At 56.5% G+C, this 917-nt stretch carries 1 protein-coding gene; it reads right to left on the reverse strand.

What is annotated here, in order from left to right; genetic code table 11:
* Nucleotides 1–15 precede the first annotated feature (15 nt).
* Complete coding sequence (locus HHO50_RS20915; protein WP_181309091.1) at nucleotides 16–834, reverse strand: IS982 family transposase; 819 nt, start codon at nucleotides 832–834, stop codon at nucleotides 16–18.
* Between the last annotated feature and the right edge of the window lie 83 nt (nucleotides 835–917).

Here is a 917-nt window from a genome sequence, read left to right on the forward strand (position 1 = left end):
TAACTCAAGTTGCGATTAAATACATTTGTTGATTGTGTAGGCAAAAAGGAACAGGACTATCTTGAGCAGGAACCCTTCTGGGGTCACCGCATGGATTGAGCGCGGGAAGGTCGCCGTGATTTCGCTGAAGGTGGTTTCTATCTTCTTCCTCATGGCTGTTTTTATGTACTCCATCGCCGGGCTGTCTTTCCGTTTGCTGTTGCTCTTGCGCTGGGTGAGCAGGCTCACCTGCCCGCACTCGGCCAGCAGGTCCTCTATCTCGTAGTTGGTGTAGGCGCTGTCGGCGTAGAGGCTGCTTTGGGGCGGCAACTCCACGTTCATCGCCTGGAGCGCCAAGCCGTCGTGCACGCTCCCGGCCACGATGAAGTAGTCGACCGGCAGGCCGCCCGCGGTGGTGATGACCTCCACCTTGAAGCCGTAGAAGTATTCCCTCTTGGAGGCGTTGTAGCCCCTGTAGGCCTCATCGCCCAGCAACCTGCACCTGTTGATGCGGATGTTGCGGCACACGGCCACCGGGAAACTGTCGATGACGTACTCGCCGGTGGTGTTGAGTTCCTTGAGGCTGTCGCCCAAAGCCAGGAAGAGGGCGGCGATGGTCTGGCTCAGGCGGTGCAGCATGCGGTTGAAGTTGCTCTTGTGCGGCATGGGGCACTTCTGGTGCTGCTGCATGTAGCTGGCCGCCGTGGCCATGTTGCCGCCGAAGAAGCGGGCCGCCACCAAGGCCGTTGTGATGACCTCCGCATCGCTCAGCTTGCGCTTTGCCGCCGGTTTCCGGCCCGTTACCTGGAGATAGTCATCAATAAAACAGTAAATTGCCACAGTGAAGTCATTCATGGGAAGTGAGAGGTAAAGTTTGGTCGCTTTATCCTTCAACAAACCTGGATGGCTTCATAGTTTTATAATCGCAACTTGAGTTA

Source organism: Rufibacter sp. XAAS-G3-1, assembly GCF_013623775.1.
Classification (GTDB): Bacteria; Bacteroidota; Bacteroidia; order Cytophagales; family Hymenobacteraceae; genus Nibribacter.